This window comes from Thauera carbonicopians (assembly GCF_025699485.1).
Taxonomy (GTDB): domain Bacteria; phylum Pseudomonadota; class Gammaproteobacteria; order Burkholderiales; family Rhodocyclaceae; genus Thauera.
Window position 1 is genome coordinate 110832 of record NZ_JANUXN010000004.1, and the last position, 19579, is coordinate 130410.

Annotated in this window: 21 protein-coding genes and 1 other RNA gene; 9 read left to right on the plus strand and 13 right to left on the minus strand. The window is 67.8% G+C overall.

Going from position 1 to position 19579, the window contains the following annotated elements:
- Positions 1–15: 15 nt before the first annotated feature.
- From NX068_RS07885 to NX068_RS07920, 8 genes are all read right to left on the minus strand, one after another.
- Positions 16–675, minus strand: coding sequence for a methionine ABC transporter permease (locus tag NX068_RS07885; protein WP_263460966.1), 660 nt, complete (start codon positions 673–675; stop codon positions 16–18).
- Positions 675–1700 carry a methionine ABC transporter ATP-binding protein gene (locus NX068_RS07890; RefSeq protein ID WP_263460745.1) on the minus strand — a complete coding sequence of 342 codons (1026 nt, stop codon included), beginning with the start codon at positions 1698–1700 and terminating at the stop codon, positions 675–677. Before NX068_RS07890 ends, NX068_RS07885 begins: the two co-directional genes overlap by 1 nt.
- A gap of 118 nt (positions 1701–1818) precedes the next feature.
- On the minus strand, positions 1819–2268 hold the full coding sequence (locus tag NX068_RS07895; RefSeq protein ID WP_263460746.1) for a hypothetical protein: 450 nt from the start codon (positions 2266–2268) through the stop codon (positions 1819–1821).
- Positions 2255–3463, minus strand: coding sequence for a porin (locus tag NX068_RS07900; RefSeq protein WP_263460747.1), 1209 nt, complete (start codon positions 3461–3463; stop codon positions 2255–2257). The genes NX068_RS07895 and NX068_RS07900 overlap by 14 nt, the downstream gene beginning before the upstream one ends.
- A complete protein-coding gene (locus tag NX068_RS07905; protein WP_263460748.1) occupies positions 3463–5907 on the minus strand; it encodes an EAL domain-containing protein in 2445 nt (814 codons plus the stop codon). The genes NX068_RS07900 and NX068_RS07905 overlap by 1 nt, the downstream gene beginning before the upstream one ends.
- Before the next feature lie 62 nt (positions 5908–5969).
- A complete protein-coding gene (locus tag NX068_RS07910) occupies positions 5970–7352 on the minus strand; it encodes a malonyl-CoA decarboxylase (protein WP_263460749.1) in 1383 nt (460 codons plus the stop codon).
- Between the two features lie 143 nt (positions 7353–7495).
- Entirely contained in the window at positions 7496–8284 is a 789-nt protein-coding gene (gene lgt / locus NX068_RS07915) for a prolipoprotein diacylglyceryl transferase (protein WP_263460750.1), read from the minus strand.
- Positions 8285–8332: 48 nt separating this feature from the next.
- Complete coding sequence (locus NX068_RS07920) at positions 8333–9037, minus strand: YceH family protein (RefSeq protein ID WP_263460751.1); 705 nt, start codon at positions 9035–9037, stop codon at positions 8333–8335.
- A gap of 98 nt (positions 9038–9135) precedes the next feature.
- On the opposite strand from NX068_RS07920, the gene ilvD reads away from it, so the two are divergent.
- The 5 genes from ilvD to NX068_RS07945 all read left to right on the plus strand — a co-directional run bounded on the left by ilvD (position 9136) and on the right by NX068_RS07945 (position 12650).
- A complete protein-coding gene (gene ilvD / locus NX068_RS07925; RefSeq protein WP_263460752.1) occupies positions 9136–10986 on the plus strand; it encodes a dihydroxy-acid dehydratase in 1851 nt (616 codons plus the stop codon).
- A 36-nt stretch (positions 10987–11022) separates the two neighbouring features.
- Positions 11023–11217, plus strand: a complete 195-nt coding sequence (locus NX068_RS07930; RefSeq protein ID WP_068635894.1) for a hypothetical protein — start codon at positions 11023–11025, stop codon at positions 11215–11217.
- 10 nt (positions 11218–11227) lie between these two features.
- Entirely contained in the window at positions 11228–11524 is a 297-nt protein-coding gene (locus NX068_RS07935) for a cell division protein ZapA (protein ID WP_068635893.1), read from the plus strand.
- A gap of 25 nt (positions 11525–11549) precedes the next feature.
- A non-coding RNA gene (ssrS, locus tag NX068_RS07940) (6S RNA) lies at positions 11550–11732 on the plus strand.
- Between the two features lie 111 nt (positions 11733–11843).
- Entirely contained in the window at positions 11844–12650 is an 807-nt protein-coding gene (locus NX068_RS07945) for a sulfite exporter TauE/SafE family protein (RefSeq protein WP_263460753.1), read from the plus strand.
- Positions 12651–12686: 36 nt separating this feature from the next.
- Here NX068_RS07945 and NX068_RS07950 read toward each other — a convergent pair whose 3' ends face one another.
- The 5 genes from NX068_RS07950 to NX068_RS07970 are packed head-to-tail and all read right to left on the minus strand — an operon-like array spanning position 12687 to position 16069.
- Entirely contained in the window at positions 12687–13640 is a 954-nt protein-coding gene (locus NX068_RS07950; protein ID WP_263460754.1) for a metal ABC transporter solute-binding protein, Zn/Mn family, read from the minus strand.
- A gap of 33 nt (positions 13641–13673) precedes the next feature.
- Positions 13674–14540: a metal ABC transporter permease gene (locus tag NX068_RS07955; protein WP_263460755.1), complete on the minus strand. Its 867-nt coding sequence runs from the start codon at positions 14538–14540 to the stop codon at positions 13674–13676.
- 38 nt (positions 14541–14578) lie between these two features.
- Positions 14579–15412 carry a metal ABC transporter ATP-binding protein gene (locus tag NX068_RS07960; RefSeq protein ID WP_263460756.1) on the minus strand — a complete coding sequence of 278 codons (834 nt, stop codon included), beginning with the start codon at positions 15410–15412 and terminating at the stop codon, positions 14579–14581.
- Between the two features lie 4 nt (positions 15413–15416).
- The gene (locus tag NX068_RS07965; RefSeq protein WP_263460757.1) at positions 15417–15614 is read right to left on the minus strand and encodes a hypothetical protein; all 198 of its coding nucleotides are present in this window, start codon (positions 15612–15614) and stop codon (positions 15417–15419) included.
- On the minus strand, positions 15611–16069 hold the full coding sequence (locus NX068_RS07970; protein WP_263460758.1) for a Fur family transcriptional regulator: 459 nt from the start codon (positions 16067–16069) through the stop codon (positions 15611–15613). Before NX068_RS07970 ends, NX068_RS07965 begins: the two co-directional genes overlap by 4 nt.
- 154 nt (positions 16070–16223) lie before the next feature.
- Between NX068_RS07970 and NX068_RS07975 the strand changes: the two genes are divergently transcribed.
- Genes NX068_RS07975 through NX068_RS07990 form a run of 4 tightly spaced genes read left to right on the plus strand, consistent with a single transcriptional unit; the run spans position 16224 to position 19502 of the window.
- Entirely contained in the window at positions 16224–16826 is a 603-nt protein-coding gene (locus NX068_RS07975) for a DUF2796 domain-containing protein (protein WP_263460759.1), read from the plus strand.
- Complete coding sequence (locus tag NX068_RS07980; RefSeq protein WP_263460760.1) at positions 16823–17560, plus strand: ABC transporter ATP-binding protein; 738 nt, start codon at positions 16823–16825, stop codon at positions 17558–17560. The genes NX068_RS07975 and NX068_RS07980 overlap by 4 nt, the downstream gene beginning before the upstream one ends.
- The gene (locus NX068_RS07985; RefSeq protein ID WP_263460761.1) at positions 17557–18843 is read left to right on the plus strand and encodes an ABC transporter permease; all 1287 of its coding nucleotides are present in this window, start codon (positions 17557–17559) and stop codon (positions 18841–18843) included. Before NX068_RS07980 ends, NX068_RS07985 begins: the two co-directional genes overlap by 4 nt.
- Positions 18844–18845: 2 nt before the next feature.
- Complete coding sequence (locus NX068_RS07990; RefSeq protein ID WP_263460762.1) at positions 18846–19502, plus strand: DUF3299 domain-containing protein; 657 nt, start codon at positions 18846–18848, stop codon at positions 19500–19502.
- The last annotated feature ends 77 nt before the right edge of the window (positions 19503–19579 follow it).

Here is a 19579-nt window from a genome sequence, read left to right on the forward strand (position 1 = left end):
GAAAGGTCCAGTCTGTTACTTGCGGCTGAAATGCAGCACGAGGCGGTCGCCGGCGTACTGGATGAGCTGCACCAGCACCACCAGCAGGGCGACGGTGATCACCATCACTTCGGTCTGGAAGCGCTGGTAGCCGAAGCGGATGGCGAGGTCGCCGAGGCCGCCGCCGCCGATCACGCCGGACATCGCCGCGTAGGATATCAGGGTGATCGCGGTCACCGTGGTGGCGGCGAGCAGGCCGGGCAGGGCTTCGGGCAGCAAGGCGCCGAAGATGATGCGGTGGGTGCGGATGCCCATCGCCTGGCAGGCCTCGATGACACCGCGGTCTACCTCGCGCAGCACGTTTTCCACCAGGCGGGCGAAGAAGGGTGAGGTGGCCACCACCAGCGGCGGGATCGCGCCTTCGACGCCGAGCGAAGTGCCGATCAGGATCACCGTCACCGGGATCATCACGATCAGCAGGATCAGGAAGGGCACCGAGCGCAGCACGTTGGCAACGAAGGACAGCACCCGGTACAGCGCGCGCTGTTCCAGCAACTGCCCCTGCGAGGTGACGAACAGCAGGATGCCGAGCGGCAGGCCGATCAGCACGGTGAAGAACAGCGACACGCCGGTCATCACCAGGGTTTCCCAGGTGGCGAGGGCGATGTCGCCCCACTCGATCATCGACAGGTCGATCATTGCAGCACCTCGTGATGGATGTGGTGCCGGTCCAGTTCGGCGAACACCCGGCGGACGTCCTCGTCGCTGCCTTCGAGCTCGAGCAGCAACTGGCCGAAAGGCAGGTCCTTGATGCTCGACACTTCGCCCTGCAGGATCGTGAAGCGCACCGCGCTGGCGGCCATGATGTCGCTCAGGACGGGCTGGTAGGTGATGTCGCCGACGTAGGTCAGGCGCACCAGGGTGCCGCGCAGCTTGTCCTGGGCGAAGGCGTGGGTGGGGTCGAGCATCGCCGCGGTCAGCGGATCGTCCTGCGCCACCATGCTGCGGGTGACCGGATGCCGCGGGTGCAGGAAGACGTCCGCGACCTTGCCGCTTTCGACGATGCGGCCGCCGTCGATGACCGCGACGCGGTCGCATAATGTGCGGATGACCTGCATCTCGTGGGTGATCAGCACGATCGTGAGGCCGAGCCGGCGGTTGATGTCGAGCAGCAGGCGCAGGATGGACTGGGTGGTCTCGGGGTCGAGCGCCGAGGTCGCTTCGTCGCACAGCAGCAGTTGCGGCCGGCTGGCCAGCGCCCGCGCGATGCCGACGCGTTGCTTCTGGCCGCCGGACAGTTGCGCGGGGTACTTGCCGGCGTGCTCGCTGAGTCCGACCAGGGCCAGCAGTTCGGCCACGCGTTCGGTGCGCTGGGCGGCGGTCAGGTTGCTGGTGCAGCGTAGCGGCCAGTCGATGTTGGCCGCCACGGTCTTGGCGTTGAGCAGGTTGAAATGCTGGAAGATCATGCCGATGCGCTGGCGCAGCGCATGCAGGCGCTGGCGGTCGAAGCCGGTGATGTCCTCGCCGTCGATCAGCACCCGGCCCGAGCTCGGCCGTTCGAGCAGGTTCAGGCTGCGCAGCAGCGTGCTCTTGCCGGCGCCGGAGCGGCCGATGATGCCGAAGATTTCGCCCTTGGCTATTTCGAGGTCGACGCCGTCCAGCGCGCTGACCTCCCGCCCCTTGACGAGATAGGTCTTGCCGAGTCCTTCGATTCTGATCACGGAAATGGCTGCCGCGGCGGAGCCGGGCGCAAAAACGCGGAGTGTATCAACCTCGCCGCGGTGGCACCATTGTGCTGCGGCGGGTGATCGCGTTCCCCGTGTGCATGGCGGCTCAGGCCTATTCGAGGCGAAGCAGGATGCGAAGCTCCGGGTCGTCGGCGTAACGCCCGGGCAGGTAGCCGATGGCGCCGGGGTTCTCGAGCAGGAGGCGGCGCGCATCGCTGGCGTCGGCCGCTTCCTTGGGCGGCAGCGCGCGTCCGGTGAACACCATGCGCGACCAGTAGGCGCGGATCTGGCTGGGATTCTTGTCCGTGAGCGTGCGGTAGAAATGGTCTCGCGTTCTTCCGGGCGGCAGGTCCAGCAGCATGGAGATGCGGGTGGCGAGGGTGGCGCGGCGCCCCAGGTAGAGCTGTTCGGCTTCGTCGCGGCTCAGGGTCTCGACCGTGCCCGTGCGTGCGGTGACGATCAGGACCTCCTCCGCGTGTGCCGGGTGCGCGCCCAGGGCGAGCAGGATCGCCAACAGGGCGATCCAGCACTGTGGGAGGGCGAAGCGATCAGAAGACCACATCGATCGACAGACTCAAAGTGTTGACCGTGCGGCCGCTGACGCGGGTGGAAAGGATGTCTCCCTGCGGGTAGAACGCTCCCCATCCGTCGTTCTCGATGCGGCTGCGTGCCAGCTCGACCTTCATGGCGGCGTTCGGATGCAGATCCCAGCGCAGGCCGGCGCCGATGCTGCGCTGGCTGTTGTTGCGCGACGCGTTGAAGGCATCGATCTCGGCCAGGCCCATGCTCAGGTTCCGGCTGACGATCGGGCTGTTCTGCCGGTTGCGGGCGAACCTGAGGTAGGGCGTGGTGGCACCGACGTGCCGTCCGATCGTCAGATGCCAGCCGGAGGCGCTGTTCACGAAGGCCGAGGTGCGGCGCACCGCGTATTCGCCGATCAACTGCCAGCGGTTGTCGTCCCAGTGGAAGCCGGCGGAGGTGAAGGAGGCGGAGGCGCCGTCGCCCTCCATTTCGGCCAGCATCAGCCTGCCCTGCGGGAAAGTGTTCAAGGCGTGCTGCAGGCGATCGAATTCGGGGTCGCCCCAGCGCAGGTCCAGGCGCGCACGCGAGTAGCCGAGATGGAGCGTGAGCGGACCCTTGGAGAGCCCGATGTTCAGGCCCCGCAGCCGCGACAGCGAGGCATGGCCGTAGTGGGCGATGTTGACCCGGCTGCGGCCGAAGTAGGGGTGCAGCTCGAGGTCCACATCCGCGATCCGGGTGCGGTAGAGGAGGTCGATGCCGTCCAGGTCGGCAAAGGGATTGAGCGTGTACACCTCCACCGGCGGGCGTACCCAGGGATGCGCGTAATTGACGTCCAGCGAATCCGACAGCATGAAGGCCGGCACACGCAGTCGTCCGGCGCGCAGGGTGAACTCCGGCGAGGGCGCGAAGCTGATGAAAGCCAGCGCAGCGCGGGGGGTGTAGTTGTTCTTCGGGGTGTGCCGGGCCAGTACCTGGACGACGGCTTCGGTGCCGTTGCCGAAGCCGAAATTGCCCTGCACGCCGAGAACCGAGTCGGAGCCGAAGTTGAGCCTGCCTGAGCCGGGTGCTTCGGTGCCCACGCGGACGAACTGGAGGTCGTCGGTATCCGACGCGACGGCGCCCAGGGTGCCGAAGCCCGAGAAGGTGACGCTCTCGATGTCCGCGGCAACTGGACCTGCGTGCAGGACGAGGGCGGCGGCGAAGGCCGTCAGCCGGGCGGTGAGTCTGTTCTTCATCACGTGCTGGCCTTCGCTGATTCCTGTTCCAGCCATTGCAGGGTCTGGTCCCGGTCCAGCGGATGGGAGAAATAATAGCCTTGCCCGTAGTCGCAACCCAGTTCCCGCAGGACTTCGAACTGGCGCGCGTCCTCGATGCATTCGGCGACGACGGTCATGCCGAGGTCGTGGGCGAGCTCGATGCTGCGACGGACGATGGCCTGCAGGCGGTGATCCTCGGTGATCGAGCTGACGAAGGAGCCGTCGAGCTTGACCTGGTTGCAGGGCATCGTATGCAGATAGCTCAGGGTCGAATAACCGGTGCCGAAGTCGTCGATCAGTATCTCGATGCCGACGTTGCGCAACTCCCGCAGGCTGCGGGTGGCGGGACTGTCGGGGCGGGCGAGCAGGCTTTCGGTGACTTCGAAGCGGACCTGGTCGTGCGGCAGGCCGTTGCGGTCGATGATTGCCAGCAGTTCGGTGGCGAGCGCCGGGCGGGCCAGTTGGCGGGCGGAAAGGTTGACGCTGACGCGCGCGCGCAGGCTTTCGGGGCGGTTCTTCCAGTTGCGCATGTCCGCACATGCGATGCGCAGGACTTCCATGCCCAGATCGTGGATCAGATCCAGGGTTTCGGCGAGCGGGATGAATTCGGATGGCGCCAGCAGGCCGTGCGTCGCATGAGGCCAGCGCACCAGTGCTTCGAAGCTCGCGGTCTGCCGGTCCGAAAGGGTGACGATCGGCTGGTAATGGACGGCCAGGCCGCCATGGGCGAGCGCCCAACGCAGATCTGATTCGAGCTGCAGGGCGCGGACGGCCTGGGTGTGCATCGAAGCGTGGAAGAACTCGATCGGCGAGGTATCGCTCTGGCGCGCCTTGTGCAGGGCGTTGTCGGCGTCGCGAAGCATGGCCTGGGCATCCTCGCCCTCGGTTTCGCTCAGGGCGATGCCGATCCGGCAGCGGGGGTGCAGGATGCGGTCGGCCGTCGGTACCGCGAACGACGGCAGCGCAATGAGCGTCTCGCTGATGCGCAGCGCGTCGGCCGAGCTCGCCAAGTCGTTCAGCAGCACGGCGAACTGGTCGCCGCCGACGCGCGCTGCCACGTCCCCTTCCCGCAGCGAAGCCTTGATGTGGGCTGCGGCGCGGCGCAGCAGTTCGTCGCCGACGGCATGGCCGTAGCTATCGTTCACCAGGCTGAAGCGTTCGAGGTTGATGGCGACGACCGCGACCATGTCGTCGCTGTCGCGCCGGCGCTGGGCAAGCGCGTGGTTGACGTGCTCGATGAACAGTGCCCGGTTCGGCAGCCCCGTCAGGCCGTCGTGCAGGGCGTCGTGGATGAGCTGCTCTTCCGCCCGCTTGCGCATGTCGATGTCGCTGATCGAGCCGGCCATGCGCGAGATGCGGGGCGTGTTGCTGCGGCGGGCGACGCCGCGGGTCAGTACCCAGCGGTAGTTGCCGTCGGGCAGGCGGACGCGGTGCTCCATCATGAACTGCGCGCTGTCGCCTTTCAGGTGCTCGATCATGCGCTCGCGGTATTCAGTCAGTTCGTCGGGGTGGACGTAGTCGAGAAAGGCTTCCGGGGAGCTGGCGAGGCCGCCGGGCGGCAGGCCGAGGATTTCGCAGAAACGGTCGGAGTAGTAGGCCGTGCCGGCGGGAATGTCCCAGTCCCACAGGCCGTCGTTGGCGCCGCGCAGTGCCAGGGCATGGCGTTCCTCGCTGATCCTGAGCCGGGTCGCGGTGTCCTGCAGCTCGGCCACGCGGCGCTGCAGCGTGGCCGCCATGATGTTGAAGTGGCGCGAGATGACGGATAGTTCGTCATGGCCTTTGGACGGCACCCGGTGCTCGAGATGGCCGTCGGCGATCGCCTTGCTGCCGGCGAGCAGCTGCCCCAGGTTGCGGGTGAGCAGGTAGCCGATGGTCGACAGCAGCAGGAAGGTCAGCACGATCTCTGACAGCGCGATCGCCAGGCCTTGCTCGGTGATCGCGCGGCGGGCCGCCGCCAGGCCGGACACCGATACACCGAACTGCAGCAGGCCGACTTCGTTGCGCGGCAGCAGCAGGGGGTGGCGCACATGCACGATCTCGTTGCCGAGCACGCCTTCGAAGAAGCCGGTGCGGATCACCGTGGGCTCGGGCAGGGTGTCGATGTCGGGGCGGCCCGCGCTGACCAGCGGTGTCTGGTCGGGGGCGACGATGCGGACATAGACCAGGCCCTCGTTGGCGCCGAGGAGCAGCTCGCCGAGGATGTCCTGCAGCTCGCCATAGCGCTGTTGCTCGCCGTAGGTCGTGGCCATCGCGTGCAGCATGCTGGAGTTCTGGCTGATGGTGGTGTCCAGGCTGGCCGACGCCGCGTTGTTCATCAGGCGCACGCTGTTGGCCAGCAGCAGGCTCAGCAGCACCATCTGTACCGTGGTGCTCGCCAGCAGCAGGCGGAAACGGATCGAAGCGTGTCGGAAACGGAGGAACATCAGGAGCGTCCAGTGCTGCCGTGCGATGCAGAGGTCATGAGGTGGCGTGCCGCGACCATGGTTCAGCGCTTCGCCTGGCGCTTGACCGTGGCCGAAGCGTCGACACGGCCTTCGCTGGCGAAGGCTTCGAGGTTGGTTTCGATGCGATCGGGATCGTACAGATAGTTGACCATCAGGCCCCAGGATTGCGCGAAGCCCTTCGACGAGGTATCGGCCAGCCAGTTCAGGCGTTCGATGCGTGCACCGTTGCCGAGGTGGAAGCGCGCCACGGCATCGACCGGCTTGCCGTCGCGCTTGGCGTCCAGCAGGTAGCGGGCGGCGACGCGCAGCAGCGGTTCGCGCAAGGCCTGAGCGAGCCGGGATTCGGACGACCAGGCGCTGCCGCCTTCGAGCAGTTCGGTGAACAGCGGCGAGTCCGGGCCTTCGACGCCGACGGCGGCAAGGCGTTTCCAGTCTGCCGCAGTGAAGGCTTCCGCCAGTTCCTGTGGGTTGCGCTGGACCCAGCGCAACAGGCCGGGGATGGGCGACAGCGTGGCGAAGGTGTCCAGGCGCGGAAAGTCGCGCTGCAGATCCTCGACCACGCGCTTGAGCAGGAAGTTGCCGAAGGACACGCCGCGCAGGCCGGTCTGGGTGGCGCTGATCGAATAGAAGATCGCGGTGGTGGCCTTGCTGGCATCGGCCAGCGGCGCTTCGATGTCGAGCAGGCGCTGGACGTCGTCGGCGAGTTCTTCCAGCAGCGCGACCTGGACGAAGATCAACGGTTCGAGCGGCATCCGCGGATGGAAGAAGGCGTAGCAGCGGCGGTCGGAGTCCAGGCGGTTCTTGAGGTCGTCCCACGAGCGGATCTCGTGCACCGCTTCGTACTTCACCAGTTTTTCGAGCAGCGCGGCGGGCGAAGTCCAGGTGATGCGCTGCAGTTCGAGGAAGCCGACGTCGAACCAGGCCGACAGCCGGGCTTCGAGTTCGCGGTCGAGCGGCTTGAGCAGCGGGTCGTCGGCGACGAAGCGAAGCAGGTCGGCGCGCAGGTCGACGAGGAACTTGACGCCCTGCGGAATGGAGTTGAACTGGGTCAGGATGCGCAACCGGCTCGAGCGCATCGCGGCGCGCAACTGGGCTTCGGCATCCCATTGCGCGGGGGTGCCGACCGCGGCCTGGTAGGCGCCGTGGGCGGCTTCGATGCGCGCCGGGTCCGGCCCGAACTCCAGCGCGATCATGCGCAGGATCGCCTGGCGGCCGCTGTCGTCCAGGCGAAGATAGGCTTCGGCCAGGCGCGCGGCGCGCTGGCGTGTCGAGATTTCGCCGCCGCGGCCTTCCGCGCATTCATGGAGCTGGCTGCGAATCCTTTCCAGATCGCGTTCGGTGGGTTCCACCTGCTGTGCGCTGCGGCCGCTCATCAGTTGCCGCATGCGTGACAAGCTGCGTGACACGAGTCCGTTCCCCGCCATGCTGTCCCCGAATCGTTATGCCCGAACCGACAATCATAGCGTCTGATGTCATGCGAGCAGGGCTGTCGGTCCTATTGGTAAGGAATTATGTCACGGCGTTGGGGAATTCCTGTTATCGGTCTCGTGGACGATGTGATCGAGATTCAGGTGGGGCGGTGATTCCGTGCTGCCAGCACGATGCCGAATACGATCATCGGCAGGCAGAGCCATTGTGCGGTCGATAGCCCGAGCGACAGCGTGCCGAAGATGCCCGGGTCCGGCGTGCGGAAGAATTCCGCGGCGAAACGCAGGCTGCCGTAGCCGATCAGGAAGATGGCCGATACCGCGCGCAGCGGCCGCGGGCTGGCCGAATACCACCACAGCACGGCGAACAGCAGCACGCCTTCGCCGAGCGCCTGGTAGAGCTGGGAAGGATGGCGCGGCAATGCATCGACCCAGGGAAAGACCATCGCCCACGGCAGTTCGCCGTCCACCGGGCGGCCCCACAGTTCGCCGTTGATGAAGTTGCCGATGCGTCCGGCGGCGAGGCCGGTCGGCACCAGCGGGGCGATGAAGTCGGTCACCTGCCAGAAGGACTTGCCGTGGCGGCGGGCATAGAGCCACATCGCCGCCAGCACGCCGAGGAAGCCACCGTGGAAACTCATGCCGCCTTTCCAGATCGCGAGGATTTCGGCCGGGTGCTGCAGGTAGTAACCGGGCTGGAAGAACAGCACTTCGCCGAGGCGGCCGCCGAGGATGACGCCGAGCACGCCGTACATCAGCAGGTCGTCCAGCATCTGTGCGTTCCAGCCCAGTTCCGGGCGGCGGCGCGCATGCAGGCGGCCGAGCACGATGAACAGCGTGAAGGCGATCAGGTACATCAGCCCGTACCAGCGCACCGAGAGCGGGCCGAGGGAGAAGGCGATCGGATCGAACTGCGGGTGGGTCAGCATGGGCGTGATCGGGGTCGGGGCTGGCGGGGACGGTGCCGGTTGCCGGAATCAGTCGAACTGCTGGCGGAAGATGTCGAACTCGCGCCGGAGCTGGTCGAAGTCCTCTCGCAGACGGCGGATCTCGTCTTCGAGTTCCGCGCTGCGCCCGCGTCCGCCCGCGCTGCCGCCGCCGTGCTGGCTTTCGGCCATTTCGGCGACGGCCGCCTGGCCGCCGAGCAGATGGGCATGGCGGACTTCCTTGGTGCCGGGCGCACGCGGCAGCGAAGTCACCAGCGGCGGATATTTCTCCGCCAGGTGTTCCAGCACCGCATCCACCGCGGCGATGTCGTCGAAGCGGTGCAGGCGTTCGCAGCGCTGGCGCAGTTCGCCCGCGGTCTGGGCGCCGCGCAGCATCAGCGTCGCCAGCACCGCCTGTTCGGCCGGCGGCAGCGAATGGCGCAGGCGGACCAGATGTTCGTACTTGGCGACGCGGGCGCTGGGCTGGTCGCGGCGGGCGACCAGGCGGCGGCCGACCAGGCTGTCGATGGCGGCCTGGGTTTCCGCTTCGGACAGGTTCATCACCGGCTCGCGCGCGGTCAATTGGTTGCAGCCGGTGACGATGGCGTTGATCGACATCGGATAGGCGTCGGGCGTGACGAAGGCTTTCTCGATCAGCACGCCGAGGATGCGGATCTCGGCGGCGTCGAGGTCGAAGCCGGCATCGGTATCGGCATCGGCTGGGGGGGCGTTGGCGGCGTTGGCGGGCTCCGTCATGGCGACTCCTGGCAAAAGGCGAGAGCAGGGATGATACGCATGCTTCGCTACGCGCGTTAGAATCACATGCTTTACTGCAGAGTTTCCGGAGCGCCCCCATGCCCCAGTATCGTTCCCGCACATCCACCGCCGGCCGCAACATGGCGGGAGCCCGCGCCCTGTGGCGCGCGACCGGCATGAAGGATGGTGATTTCGACAAGCCGATCATCGCCATCGCCAACAGCTTCACCCAGTTCGTGCCTGGCCACGTCCACCTGAAGGACCTGGGCCAACTGGTCGCGCGCGAGATCGAGGCCGCGGGCGGCGTCGCCAAGGAATTCAACACCATTGCGGTCGACGACGGCATCGCCATGGGCCACGGCGGCATGCTGTATTCACTGCCGTCGCGCGAGTTGATCGCCGACAGCGTCGAATACATGTGCAACGCCCACACCGCCGATGCGCTGGTGTGCATCTCGAACTGCGACAAGATCACCCCGGGCATGCTGATGGCCGCGCTGCGGCTGAACATCCCGGCGATCTTCGTCTCCGGCGGGCCGATGGAGGCCGGTAAGGTCAAGTGGGAAGCCAAGGTCATCTCGCTCGACCTGGTCGATGCGATGGTCAAGGCCGCCGACAAGAGCTGTTCGGACGAGGAAGTGGATGCGATCGAGCGTTCGGCCTGTCCGACCTGCGGCTCGTGCTCGGGCATGTTCACCGCCAACTCGATGAACTGCCTGACCGAGGCGCTCGGCCTGTCGCTGCCGGGCAACGGCACCACGCTGGCGACCCACGCCGACCGCGAACGCCTGTTCAAGGAAGCGGGCCGCCGCATCGTCGGGCTCGCGCGCCGCTATTACGAGCAGGACGACGCCTCGGTGCTGCCGCGCTCGATCGCGACTTTCGAGGCTTTCGAGAACGCGATGAGCCTGGACGTGGCGATGGGCGGCTCGACCAACACTGTGCTGCACCTGCTGGCGGCCGCGCGCGAGGCCGGGGTCGACTTCACGATGAAGGACATCGACCGTGTCAGCCGCCGCGTGCCCTGCCTGTCCAAGGTCGCGCCGGCCGTGGCCGACGTGCATATCGAGGACGTGCACCGCGCCGGCGGCATCATGTCCATCCTCGGCCAGCTCGACCGCGCCGGCCTGCTGCACACGAAGGTGCCGACGGTGCACTGCGCGACGATGGCCGAAGCGCTGGACAAGTGGGACATCACGCGCACCAGCGACGAAGCCGTGCATACCTTCTTCCGCGCCGCGCCGGGCGGCGTGCCGACCCAGGTCGCCTTCAGCCAGGATCGGCGCTGGAACGAACTCGACAGCGACCGCGAGCACGGCGTGATCCGCAGCAAGGAGCACGCCTTCACCGCCGACGGCGGCCTCGCGGTGCTGTACGGCAACATCGCCGAGAAGGGCTGCATCGTCAAGACCGCGGGTGTGGACGAGTCGATCTGGAAGTTCACCGGCAAGGCGCGGGTGTATGAGAGCCAGGACGACGCGGTCGAAGGCATCCTCGGCGAGCAGGTGCAGGCCGGCGACGTCGTCATCATCCGCTACGAAGGCCCGAAGGGCGGCCCCGGCATGCAGGAGATGCTGTACCCGACCTCCTACCTGAAGAGCCGCGGCCTCGGCAAGGAGTGCGCGCTGCTCACCGACGGCCGCTTCTCCGGCGGCACTTCCGGGCTGTCGATCGGCCACGCCTCGCCCGAAGCCGCCTGCGGCGGCGCGATCGCGCTGGTCGAGGACGGCGACACGATCGAGATCGACATCCCGAACCGCCGCATCCACCTGGCGATCGGCGATGCCGAGCTGGCTGCCCGACGCGCGGCGATGGAGGCGAAGGGCGCCGCGGCCTGGAAGCCGGCAAACCGTCAGCGCGTGGTCTCGGCGGCGCTGCAGGCCTACGCCGCGCTGACGACTTCGGCCGACACCGGCGCGGTGCGTGACGTCAGCCAGGTCCAGCGCTGATTGACCGCTTCGAGGCCACTGTCTACGATCGGCACCATGGATAGCGAACTTGCTCAACTCGAAGCGCAGATCGAGGAACTGATCGGCCTGCACAACCGGCTCAAGGCCGACAACGTCGGCCTGCATGGCCGCGTCGCCCAGCTCGACGCCGAGAACCGCCAGCTCGAAGCCAAGCTCAGGCTGGCGGTCGATCGTCTCGAAGCGCTGCTCGACAAACTCCCGGAGGCCTGAAAACGTGTCGATGGATCATCTGGACGTGATGCTGCTCGGAAAGGAGTACCGGGTTTCCTGCACGCCCGAGACGCGGGACGACCTGCTCGCCACCGTCGCCTACCTGGACGACAAGCTGCGCGAGCTGGGCGGCAGGACCAATGCGTCGGGCGAGAAGCTGGCAGTCATGACCGCGCTCAACATCGCCCATGAATTCCTGCAGCATCAGCGTGGAAACGGGTTTGACATGCCGGGTGCGAAGCGTAGAATCGGACTCATGAAAGCACGCCTCGACGGGGTGCTGGCCCAGCAGGAAAAACTGTTCTGAGGACATGCTTGGCGCAATACCGATCAATCCCCTGCAGTGTTCGTTGAAGCCGTAGATTCCTTGAACCAATAGTCGAGAGACTCGGTTGCTGACCATCAAGGCCGCTGGTGTGAACGCCCCTTGCGGGTGATCCTGAAGCGGAAGGAATGCGACCTCCCTGAACCCATGGTTCAGGATGCCCGGCGGAGACGGCACAGGCGGGGGGCCAGACAAAAAGGCGCAGCCATCGCGGTTGCGCCTTTTTTCGCTTTTTCGCCTTTCGTCCATGCGGGGCGGGCGCCGATGGTGGCGACGCACAACACATGATGGATCGTTCAGCATGACTTTCGATATCTGGTGGTTCACTTATCCCGTACTCGGCGCCGTCGTCGGCTTCTTCGCCGGCCTGCTCGGCGTCGGCGGCGGCGGCATCATGGTGCCGATGCTGACCACGCTGTTCCTCGCCCAGGGCTTTCCGCACGAACAGGTGGTGCATATGGCACTGGGCACCTCGATGGCGAGCATCGTGCTCACCTCGGTGTCCAGCCTGCGCGCCCACCAGGCGCACGGCGCGGTGCGCTGGGACGTGGTGCGCACGATCACGCCCGGCATCCTGGTCGGCACCTTCTGCGCCACCTTCATCGCTTCGCGGGTGAATACGGCGGCGCTGGCGATCTTCTTCGCCGTGTTCATGGCCTACGTGTCGATCCAGATGCTGCTCAACATCAAACCCAAGCCCAGCCGCGACCTGCCCGGCCCGATCGGCATGACGGGCGTCGGGCTGGGGATCGGCGGCATTTCGGCACTGGTCGCGATCGGTGGCGGCTCGCTGTCGGTGCCCTTCATGACCTGGTGCAACGTCAAGGTGCAGAACGCCATCGGCACTTCGGCCGCGATCGGCCTGCCGATCGCGCTGGCCGGCACGATCGGCTACCTCGTCAACGGCTGGAGCGTGCCCGGCACGCCGCCGCTGAGCTTCGGCTACGTCTACCTGCCGGCATTCGTCATGGTGTCGCTGGTCAGCATGTGGGTGGCGCCGGTCGGCGCCCGCCTGGCGCACCGGCTGCCGGTGGCGACGTTGAAGAAGATCTTCGCCGGTGTGCTGATGGCGCTGTGCGCCAAGATGCTGCACAGCATCTTCGGCTGAGGTCCCACAGTTCGCTTCAGCCGGCGGTCAAGCGGCTTACGGCGCCGACAGCGCCTCGTGCAGCACCTTGAAGTTGCTGCGCATCATCGACAGGTAGTCCGGGGCCGGGCCGTCGGCGGCCGACAGCGCGTCCGAATACAGCGTGCCGCCGATGCGCGTGCCGCTTTCGGCGCGGATGCGCTCGATCAGGCGCGGATCGGCGATGTTATCGATGAACACCGCGGGAATCTTCTCGGCCTTCAATTGAATGATCAGGCGGGCGACGCCCCTGGCCGTGGGTTCGGCATTGTTCGACACGCCCACCGGCGCCAGGAAGCGGATGCCGTAGGCCTTGCCGAAATAGGCGAAGGCATCGTGCGAAGTGACGACCTTGCGGCGTTCGGCCGGCAGCGCGGCGAAGGCGGCACGGATCTCGGCGTCCAGCACCTTCAGCTCGCCCTGGTAGCGTTCCGCATTGGCGCGGTAGCTGTCGGCGTGGGCCGGGTCGGCCGCCGCCAGCGCCGCGGCGATGTTGGCCACGTAGCGCTGGGCGTTGCCGAGATCCTGCCAGGCATGCGGGTCGGCGCCGTGGCCATGGTCGTGATCGTGGCCGTGGTGGTCATCATGATCATGGTCGTGATCGTCATCCGCCATCTCGATCGTGCTCACCCCCTCGCTGGCAACGACGACGGTGCCCTTGTAGCCGCCTGAACGCGCGAGTCGCGCCATCCAGTCGTCGAAACCGAGGCCATTGACCACCACCAGCGCCGAACTGCCGATCTGGCGTGCGTCCGACGGCCGCGGCTGGAAGGCGTGGGCGTCCTCGTTGGCGCCGACCAGCGGGCGCACACGGACCCTGTCGCCGCCGACCTCGCGCACCATGTCGCCCAGGATGCTGAAGCTGGCAGTGACGTCGAGCGGCTCGGCCTGCGCCTGTACGCCGGAGGTGGTCAGGGCGAAGAGTGCGAGCAGGCCGGCGAGCCGGCGCACTGAGGGGCGGAAAGCTTTCATGGCGGTGCCTTTCTTACGGGGCGTTGGAGGAATTCAGGATTCGAGGTGGTGGCGCACCGGCAGGCGGGCGACCAGCAGGCCGCCGGGCGCGGCAAGCAGCGAAACGAAATAGACCAGGCCGCACACCAGCACGATCGCCGGTCCGGCCGGCACGTCGGCATGGAAGGACAGCAGCAGGCCGGCCACGCCGCTGCCGAAGGCGAACAGCACCGCCAGCAGCAGCAGCGCCGGCAGCCCGCGCGCCCACAGCCGCGCCGCGGCCGAAGGCAGGATCATGATGCCGACCGCCATCAGCGTGCCGAGCGCATGGAAGCCGCTGACCAGGTTCAGCACCACCAGCATCAGGAAGCCGTAGTGCGCCACCGGCGACCAGCGGCTGATACCGCGCAGGAAGGCCGGATCGAAGCACTCCATGACCAGCGGCCGGAACAGCACGGCGAGGCAGAACAGCGTGACGCTGGCGATCGAGGCGATCAGCAGCAGCGAGCCGTCGTCGAGCGCCAGCACCGAGCCGAACAGCACGTGCAGCAGGTCGAGGTTGCGGCCGCGCAGCGACACGATCATGACCCCGGCCGCCAGTGACAGCAGGTAGAAGGCGGCGAGGCTGGCGTCCTCCTTCAGCACCGAGGCGCGCGTCACCAGGCCGGCGGCCAGCACTACGACGATGCCGGCGACGATGCCGCCGATCGTCATCGCGCCGAGCGACAGGCCGAAGGCCAGGTAGCCGAGCGCCGCGCCGGGCAGGATGGCGTGGCTCATCGCGTCGCCCATCAGGCTCATGCGGCGCAGCAGCAGGAACACGCCGACCGGCGTGGCGCCGAGCGCCAGCGCCAGGCAGCCGGCGAGCGCGCGGCGCATGAAGGCGAAGTCGGTGAAGGGGGCGAGCAGGAATTCGGTCACGATGAAAGGATGAGCGTTGGCAGCGCAGCGGCTGCGGATCAATGCCGGTGCGAGCCGTGTTCGTGGTGATGAGCATGCCCGTGGGCATGTGGGCCGGCATCCGGCGGCAAGGCCTGGGCCGGCTGCTCGATGTGGCACTCCGGCGCGTCCTCGTCGAAGGCCTCGGACAGGCGGCGCGCGCGCGCCAGCATCTCCGGCGTCAGCACCTGGGCGGTGGGGCCGAAGGCGACGGGTTCGCGCGACAGCAGCAGGCAGGTGGGGAAGTGGCGGCGGACCTGCTCGAAGTCGTGCACCACGGTCAGCACCGTGCGGCCTTCGCGGTGCCAGCCGAGGATGAGCTGCACCAGATCGTCCACGGTGCGGCTGTCGATGGCGGCGAAGGGCTCGTCGAGCAGGATCAGCGGCGCATCCTGCAGCATCAGCCGGGCGAAGCGCGCGCGCTGCAGCTGGCCGCCCGACAGCGAGCCGATCGGGCGCGCCTCGAAGCCGGACATGCCGACCGCGGCCAGCGCCTCGCGCACCCGCTGGCGCTGCTGGCGCGACAGGCCGCCGAAAGCGCCGATCTCGCGCCACAGGCCCATCGCGACGACGTCGAACACCGAAACCGGGAAGCTGTGGTCGATCTCGCCGCGCTGCGGCAGGTAGGCCAGTGCGCCCGGTAACAGGCCGGGCATCAAGATGCGGCCGCCGATTGGCCGCAATTCACCGGCGATGCCCTTCAGCAGGGTCGATTTGCCTGCACCGTTGGGACCGATGACGGCGACCAGGGCACCGGCCGGAATGTCGCCGCTCAGGTGGTGCACCGCCGGATGGCGGTCGTAGCCGAGCGTCAGGTTCTCGATGCGGATCAGCGGAGGCGGGGCGGGATGCATGTCTTCAGTCCAGTGCCCACAGCACGGTCAGCCACAGCAGGCCGGTGGCGAGCGCAGCGACGCCCAGGCGGGCGAGGACGCCGACGCCGAGCAGGCTGCGAGGTGGGTACGGGGGGTAGGCGCGTGAGTCCTGCGGGGCCCGGGGCCGAGCCGAGTGTGCAGGCGTGGCAGCGTCGGCGCTGCCGTGGTCATGGGTACTCATCGCTTGGCCACCTTGGCACCTTCGCGCCCGCAGTCGGCGCAGGCGCCGTGGAACACCAGTTCGCTGCGGGCGAGCTCGAAGCCGGCCGGCAAGGCCGGATCGGGGCCGGCGGGCACGTCTTCCAGGCACAGGATCTGGCCGCAGCGGTCGCAATGGAAGTGCGCGTGGCGGTGCTCGCCGTCGCTGCGGATCTCGAAGCGCCAAGCCCGCTCGCCGCCGGCGATGCGCTGCGCGATGCCTTGCTCGACCAGCCAGTCGAGCGCGCGGTAAAGCGTGACGCGGTCGTGTGCGATGCCGGCGGCCGCCAGCGTGGCGCCGATCTCGTCGTGCGACAGCGGATGCGGGCTGGCCTGCAGCGCTTCGATGACGGCCACGCGCGTGCGCGTGACCCGGCCGCCATGAGCGGCGATCAGGTCACGGGCGGGAACGAAGGCGGAAGACGGGCGGTCTGGCATTGCGGTGATGGGGGCCTGTCGGGCGGCAGGAACGGACAGAGTCGAGTGGACAGAAACGGAAACGAAGGAAATGGAAAGGAGCTTGTCCGTTTTTGATGCAACATTGTAGCATTAAAGACGGCTCGATCCAGCCCGATCCGTTTCCGGAGGAACAATGAAACCTGCACGCCTTGTTTTGATCGTCTCCAGCGCGCTGTTCTGCGCGATGCCTTTCCACGTCCTGCACGCCCATGATCACCACGATGAGCATGACCATCACGCCCATGCAGCGCACGAACATGGCGTGGCCACGCTGCGGGTGGCGAGCGCCGGCAAGGCGCTGGTGATCGAGTTCCTCAGCCCGCTCGACAACCTGGTGGGCTTCGAGCACGAGCCGCGCAGCGACGAACAGCGCAAGGCCATGGCCGATGCCGAAACGCTGCTGCGCGACGGCGCCGCGCTGTTCAGCCTGCCGGCCGCGGCCGGCTGCCAGTTGCTGGGGGCGAAGCTCGACTCGCCGTGGCTGCAGAGTGAGCAGCCCGGCCATGACCATGGCCACGGGCACAGCGACGTGCAGGGTGCGGCGGCACAGGAAGGCCATGCCGATCTGACGGCAAGCTATCGCTTCGAGTGCAGCTCGCCGGACCGGCTCGACAGCCTGAATGCCCGCTTGTTCGACAGCTTCCCGCGCCTGCGTGAAGTGCGTGCCGAGCGGGCGACGGCTTCCGGCCAGGGCGCCGCTGTGCTGACCCCGGGCAAGACCGAACTGCCGCTGTGACCTCGGATGCGGCACCTGGCGCCGGCTGCGCCGCGGTCGCAGTCAGTGGGCTGCGCTATCGCTGGCCGAAGGCGCACGCCGATTGCCTGGCGATCGACGCGTTGACGCTGGTGGCCGGCGAGCGCGTATTCCTGCGCGGCCCCAGCGGCAGCGGCAAGACCACGCTGCTGTCGCTGGTCGGCGGCGTGATCCAGCCGCAGGCGGGCGAGGTCAGCGTCGCCGGCCAGCCGCTGTCACGCCTGTCGACCGGCGCGCGCGACCGCTTCCGGGCCGACAACATCGGCTTCGTCTTCCAGCTCTTCAACCTGCTGCCCTATCTGTCCGCGCGCGACAACATCCTGCTCGCCTGCCGCTTTTCCGCCGCGCGGCGGGCGCGGCTGTGCGCCGCGGGGGTGTCGGCCCAGGCCGAGGCTGCACGCCTCGCCAGCCGCCTCGACCTCGACGCCGGGGCGCTCGAACGTCCTGCGGCCGAGCTGTCGGTCGGCCAGCAGCAGCGTGTCGCCGCGGCGCGCGCCCTGATCGGCCGGCCCGGCCTGATCATCGCCGACGAACCGACTTCGGCGCTCGATGCCGACCGCCAACAGGCTTTCGTCGACCTGCTGCTGGGCGAATGCGCGGCCTCGGGCGCGGCGTTGTTGTTCGTCAGCCACGACCTGCGGCTCGCGGCGCATTTCGACCGCGTGCTCGATCTGGCGCAGATCAACCATGCCGCGGCCGCGGAGGCTGGAACATGACGCCGGTGTTGGCGCTCAGCCTGCGCAGCATCGGCAACCGCCGCCTGTCGGTGGTGCTGACGGTGATCGCGGTCGCGCTGTCGGTCGCCCTGCTGCTGGGCGTGGAGCGCCTGAGCAACGACGCGCGCGAGGGCTTCGCGCAGACCATTTCGGGTACCGATCTGGTCGTCGGCGCGCGCGGCGGCGCGGTGCAGTTGCTGCTGTATTCGGTGTTCCACATCGGCAACGCGAGCAACAACGTGTCGTGGCAGAGCATGGAGCGCATCGCCGCGCTGCCGCAGGTGAAATGGCTGGTGCCGATCTCGCTGGGCGACTCGCATCGCGGCATGCGGGTGGTCGGCACCACGGCGGATTTCTTCGCACATTACCGCCACGGCGCTGATCGCGCACTGGCTTTTGGACAGGGGCGCGTCTTTGCCGTGGCGCCGGACGGCATCTTCGAAGCGGTCGTCGGTGCCGAAGTGGCAGCGCGCTTCGGTTATCGCCCCGGCCAAAGGATCGTGCTCAGCCACGGCAGCCTGGGCGGGGAGGGCGGGCCGCGCTTCGCCGACCATGCCGACAAACCCTTCACCATCGTCGGCGTGCTGGCGCGCACCGGCACGCCGGTCGACCGCAGCGTGCTGGTGGGCCTGGAAGGTATCGAGGCGATCCATATCGACTGGCACGGCGGCGCACCGATCCCGGGGCTGTCGATCGCGCCCGAGCAGGTGCGCAAGTTCGACCTCAGCCCGAAGTCGGTCACCGCCGCGCTGGTCGGCCTCGACAGCCGCATCGCGGTGTTCCGTGTCCAGCGCCAGATCAACACCATGGCCGGCGAACCGCTGACGGCGATCCTGCCCGGCGCCACGCTGCAGGAGCTGTGGTCGCTGGTGGGCATGGCCGAGCGCGCGCTGCTGGCGGTGTCGGCGCTGGTCGTGGCCGTGGGCCTGGCCGGCCTGGTGGCAGTGGTCGTCGCCAGCCTGGGCGAGCGCCGGCGCGAACTGGCGATCCTGCGTGCGCTCGGCGCCAGCCCGCTGCAGATCTTCGCCTTGCTCGCCTTCGAAAGCCTGCTGCTGTCGCTGGCGGGCATCGTGCTCGGGCTCGCGCTGCTGTATGGTGTGGTCGTCGTCGCGGCGCCGTGGCTGTCCGCCCAATACGGCCTGAATCTCGCACCGGATTGGCCGTCGGCGGGTGAATGGCGCCTGTTGGGTGCGGTGCTCGGCGCCAGCCTGGCGGCCAGCCTCGTCCCGGCATGGCGCGCCTACCGTTATTCCCTGGCTGATGGCTTGACGATCAGGATATGAAGATGTCTGTATTGCCCCGGTTTTCCCTGCCTTCCCTCCGTGTCGGCATCCTGGCCGGCGCGCTCGCCCTGGCCGGCGGTTTTGGCCCGGCTCCGGCCGTGTTCGCGCAGTCCGGCGGCGACTATCAGGTCGGCGACCGGCTCGAGCCGGCGAAGGAGAAAGCGGGCAAGAGTGCCGGCAAGGGCGCGGCAACGCCTTTTCGCGAGATAAGCTGGGACGATCTCATCCCTGCCGACTGGGATCCGCAGAAGTTCTTCGCCGACCTGCAGATCGACGACCTGCAGGACAACGATCCGCGTGCGATGGAGATCATGACGCGGATGCGCGAGGAGTGGGACCGCGCGCCGGTGGTCGAGCGCTTGGCGGGCCAGTCGGTGCGCATTCCCGGCTTCGTCGTCCCGCTCGAAGGCGACGGCAGGACGATCCGCGAGTTCCTGCTCGTACCCTATTTCGGCGCCTGCGTGCATGTGCCGCCGCCGCCGGCGAACCAGCTCATCCATGTGATCCCGGACAAGCCGGTGCCGGCCGGCATGAACATGTCGCCGGTGTGGGTGGATGGCGTGCTGAACGTGGGCCGGATCGATTCCGAAATGGGCAGTGCAGGCTACCGGATGCGCGGCATCAGGGTCGAGGAATATACGGAACCGCTGTCGGAATGAGGCCGGCGCTGGGCGGGCCTTGAACCGGCAATCGGGTATGCGGCCGACGCCGGCCACTGCACTGTTTTCAGGCGCCG

Excerpts from the sequence above, each read along its gene's own strand:
- NX068_RS07960 (WP_263460756.1), bottom strand. The coding sequence starts at position 15,412 with ATGCATCCCGCCCCGCCTCCGCTGATCCGCATCGAGAACCTGACGCTC.
- NX068_RS07920 (WP_263460751.1), bottom strand. The coding sequence starts at position 9,037 with ATGACGGAGCCCGCCAACGCCGCCAACGCCCCCCCAGCCGATGCCGAT.
- NX068_RS07970 (WP_263460758.1), bottom strand. The coding sequence starts at position 16,069 with ATGCCAGACCGCCCGTCTTCCGCCTTCGTTCCCGCCCGTGACCTGATC.
- lgt (WP_263460750.1), bottom strand. The coding sequence starts at position 8,284 with ATGCTGACCCACCCGCAGTTCGATCCGATCGCCTTCTCCCTCGGCCCG.
- NX068_RS07900 (WP_263460747.1), bottom strand. The coding sequence starts at position 3,463 with ATGAAGAACAGACTCACCGCCCGGCTGACGGCCTTCGCCGCCGCCCTC.
- NX068_RS07930 (WP_068635894.1), top strand. The coding sequence starts at position 11,023 with ATGGATAGCGAACTTGCTCAACTCGAAGCGCAGATCGAGGAACTGATC.
- NX068_RS07950 (WP_263460754.1), bottom strand. The coding sequence starts at position 13,640 with ATGAAAGCTTTCCGCCCCTCAGTGCGCCGGCTCGCCGGCCTGCTCGCA.
- ilvD (WP_263460752.1), top strand. The coding sequence starts at position 9,136 with ATGCCCCAGTATCGTTCCCGCACATCCACCGCCGGCCGCAACATGGCG.
- NX068_RS07905 (WP_263460748.1), bottom strand. The coding sequence starts at position 5,907 with ATGTTCCTCCGTTTCCGACACGCTTCGATCCGTTTCCGCCTGCTGCTG.
- NX068_RS07945 (WP_263460753.1), top strand. The coding sequence starts at position 11,844 with ATGACTTTCGATATCTGGTGGTTCACTTATCCCGTACTCGGCGCCGTC.
- NX068_RS07895 (WP_263460746.1), bottom strand. The coding sequence starts at position 2,268 with ATGTGGTCTTCTGATCGCTTCGCCCTCCCACAGTGCTGGATCGCCCTG.
- NX068_RS07990 (WP_263460762.1), top strand. The coding sequence starts at position 18,846 with ATGTCTGTATTGCCCCGGTTTTCCCTGCCTTCCCTCCGTGTCGGCATC.
- NX068_RS07975 (WP_263460759.1), top strand. The coding sequence starts at position 16,224 with ATGAAACCTGCACGCCTTGTTTTGATCGTCTCCAGCGCGCTGTTCTGC.
- NX068_RS07935 (WP_068635893.1), top strand. The coding sequence starts at position 11,228 with ATGGATCATCTGGACGTGATGCTGCTCGGAAAGGAGTACCGGGTTTCC.
- NX068_RS07965 (WP_263460757.1), bottom strand. The coding sequence starts at position 15,614 with ATGAGTACCCATGACCACGGCAGCGCCGACGCTGCCACGCCTGCACAC.
- NX068_RS07910 (WP_263460749.1), bottom strand. The coding sequence starts at position 7,352 with ATGGCGGGGAACGGACTCGTGTCACGCAGCTTGTCACGCATGCGGCAA.
- NX068_RS07985 (WP_263460761.1), top strand. The coding sequence starts at position 17,557 with ATGACGCCGGTGTTGGCGCTCAGCCTGCGCAGCATCGGCAACCGCCGC.